Origin of the sequence: Ancylobacter sp. G4_0304 (assembly GCF_047501495.1) — a bacterium.
In the GTDB taxonomy this organism is placed as follows: Bacteria; Pseudomonadota; Alphaproteobacteria; order Rhizobiales; family Xanthobacteraceae; genus Ancylobacter.
Map to the genome: position 1 here is coordinate 1 of NZ_JAZDRM010000075.1, position 2,957 is coordinate 2,957.

At 66.1% G+C, this 2,957-nt stretch carries 3 protein-coding genes; all 3 read right to left on the minus strand.

The window, feature by feature from the left end:
- Window positions 1-26: 26 nt before the first annotated feature.
- The 3 genes from tnpC to tnpA all read right to left on the minus strand — a co-directional run bounded on the left by tnpC (window position 27) and on the right by tnpA (window position 2,875).
- The gene (tnpC, locus tag VRZ77_RS21640) at window positions 27-1,556 is read right to left on the minus strand and encodes an IS66 family transposase (protein ID WP_414594631.1); all 1,530 of its coding nucleotides are present in this window, start codon (window positions 1,554-1,556) and stop codon (window positions 27-29) included.
- 72 nt (window positions 1,557-1,628) lie between these two features.
- Window positions 1,629-1,982, minus strand: coding sequence for an IS66 family insertion sequence element accessory protein TnpB (gene tnpB / locus VRZ77_RS21645; protein ID WP_414594632.1), 354 nt, complete (start codon window positions 1,980-1,982; stop codon window positions 1,629-1,631).
- Window positions 1,979-2,875 (minus strand): IS66-like element accessory protein TnpA, encoded by an 897-nt coding sequence (gene tnpA, locus VRZ77_RS21650; RefSeq protein ID WP_414594633.1) that lies wholly within the window; start codon window positions 2,873-2,875, stop codon window positions 1,979-1,981. The genes tnpB and tnpA overlap by 4 nt, the downstream gene beginning before the upstream one ends.
- Between the last annotated feature and the right edge of the window lie 82 nt (window positions 2,876-2,957).

Here is a 2,957-nt window from a genome sequence, read left to right on the forward strand (position 1 = left end):
GTATCCGTCCGGGGGCTGCACTGATGTCAGCTCTTGACAGGATTTCCCGCTTTCCATGCCCATGGCAGGAGTTCGTCGAGCCGGTTGACGGGATGACCGTCGACCATTCGCTGGAGAACGTCGGCGATATAGGCGTAGGGCTCGACGTCATTGAGCTTGGCGGTCTCGATCAGCGAGCAGATGACGGCCCAGCGATGGCCGCCACCGTCGCTGCCGGCGAAGAGATGGTTCTTGCGCCCGAGGGCGACGGGACGGATCGCGCGCTCGACCGGATTGGTGTCGAGTTCGATGCGGCCGTCGTGCAGGAACCGGGTCAGGGCCTCCCAACGGGTGAGCGCATAGCGAATCGCCTCGGCGAGCGAGCTGCGTCCGGGGATCTGCGCGAGCTGGGCTTGCAGCCAGGCGCGCAACTCAGTGACGAGCGGGCGGGAGTGCTGCCGGCGCGCGGCAAGCCGATGGGCCGGCGACTGCCCGCGGAACTGCGCCTCAACGGCATAGAGTTCGCCGATCCGGCGCAGCGCCTCGGTGGCTACCGGCGATCCGGTGGCCTGGGCAACATCATAGAACTTGCGCCGGGCGTGCGCCCAGCAGGCGGCGAGCATGACGTCGCCGTTGCGGGCCAGCGGCTCGAAGCCGGCATAGCCATCGACGTGCAGCACACCGGAGAAGTGCTGGAGATGCGCCGCCGGGCGTTCGGCGCGGCGGTCCGGTGCGAACAGATAGACCGCCGCCGGCGGCTCGGGTCCCGACCAGCCGCGCTGCTCGCGGGCATAGACCCAGAGCCTTCCAGTCTTGGTGCGTCCACGGCCGGGATCGAGCACCGGAACCGGCGTGTCATCGGCGAACAGATGATCGGAAGCGAACACGTCCCGGCACAATCGCTCGTGCAAGGCTTCAAGCCACCAGCAGGCGCCACCGACCCACCCGGCCAGCGTGGAACGTGCCAGATCGACGCCGTGCCGAGCGAAGATCTGCGACTGCCGATACAGCGGCGTGTGATCGCAATATTTGCTGACGAGGACCTGCGCGATCAGCGCCGGCGTTGCCGGACCGCCGGCGATCAGACGCTCGGGCGCCGGCGCCTGCACCACTGTCTCGCACACTCGACAGGCATATTTCGGCCGGGTGATGCGGATCACCCGAAGCTGCGCCGGTACCCAGTCGAGCATCTCGGATTGGCTTTCGCCGATGGCATGAAGCCCGCCGCCGCAGCACGCGCAAACCGCATCCTCGATGTCGAGACGAACGTCCTCGCGGGGCAGATGATCGGGCAGCGGCTTGCGATGAGGCGTGCGTTCCGACGGCAGCTTCGCAGCCGCCGGGCGGCTCTCGCGGATGCGCGCAATATCCGCGTCGAGATCCTCCAGAGCGAGTGCCAGCTGGTCCGGGTCGAGACGCTCGGAGCGCCGACCGAACTGCGCCCGCTGCAGCTTCTTGATGATCGACTGGAGGCGCTCGATCTCACCGTCACGGCTCTCGACGACGCCCGCCATCTCGCGCACCAACTGGTGCAGGAGGCTGATGTCGGAAGGCAAGTTTTCCAGATCGAGCCGCATGGCCGATTCTACTGCAAAACGGCCTCTTACCCAAGCATCAAAGTGTTGATACGGCTACATTTCGGAGGCACTTCATCCCGCCAGAGCGGGCCTCCAGACGCGCTCGGGCGCGCGCCAGTCGATGCCCTCGATCAGCATGGCGAGCTGGGCCGGGGTAAGCGTGATCGAGCCGTCATAACCCGTCATCACCGGCCACGCGAAGGCGCCCTGGTCGATCCGCTTGGTGAACAGGCACAGTCCGTTGCCGTCCCAGAACAGGATCTTGAGCATCGTCGCCTTGCGGCCGCGGAAGGCGAACAGATGGCCCGAGAACGGGTCCTGCTTCAGCGTCTGCTGTACCAGCATGGCGAGCCCATCCATCCCCTTGCGCATGTCGGTGTAGCCCAGCGCCAGATGCACCTTCACGCCGGCGGGAACGATCATCATGGCGCGATCTCCCCACAGCCGGCCTGCGTTCGGACCACAGCCGGATCGCTGCCGATCGGGGCGAAGACGCGCCGCCCATCAGTGAGATCAACCACCATCATGCCGTCGGGCGGCTGCAATAAATCCTGCAGCAGGCGAGCGGCCGGCGTGCCGTCGGTCAGCGCGACGGGCGCCAGCTTCGCGCGCTTTTTCTGCGCCACGCCGAACTGCACCCGCCAGCGGAACAGCAGCCCGGTGACGATGCCGTGCTTGCGCGCCACGCTCGATACGCTAACGCCAGGCTGGTTACTCTCGAGCGCAATAGTGCGCTTCTGCTCGTCGCTGAAGAAGCGCCGGACCGGATGCGGAACGGGTTCCGGATCGCTATTCGTCGGCGCCGTCAACGGGCTTTCGGGGAGCATTTTTCTGGCACTAGTGCCAGCCACCGGCCGGGCGGAGGGATGAAGATGCGCCCGCCAGTCGATCGTGTCCTCGACCGCGTCCAGCCGGTCGCGCCATTTGCGCAGCGATGTGGGCGACAGCTGCAGCGCGGCGGCGTACTCGCGCACGCCCATGCCGCTCCAGTTCATCGCCTCGACATGCATCGCCCAGAACGCCTGCAGGGCGCGGTTGCGCGCGTCCGTGCTCACGCTGAACCGCAGCCGGGCGCGCCTTCTTTGGCGCTTCTCCTGCGCCTCACGGCGCTTTTCCCGGCGCAGTTCCGCTTGATATTCCGCATGCTTACGTGCCGCGTCCTGGCCCGCCAGATAGTTCAGCCAGCGATCGAACGTGCACTTCCAGAGTCCGTGCTGGCGGCAATAGTTCGTCCGGTCGAGACCGCTCTCCCGCCACGCCTCAACGTGAACCCGCCACCAGGACTGACGCGCCGTGTTCTCGAAATGTCTCAAATTCATCGGAGATCCTCCATGCTTCGAAGGAAGCCGACATGCCCCGATTTTGCACTCCACCAATACTGTGCAGAGACCGGACGGATAC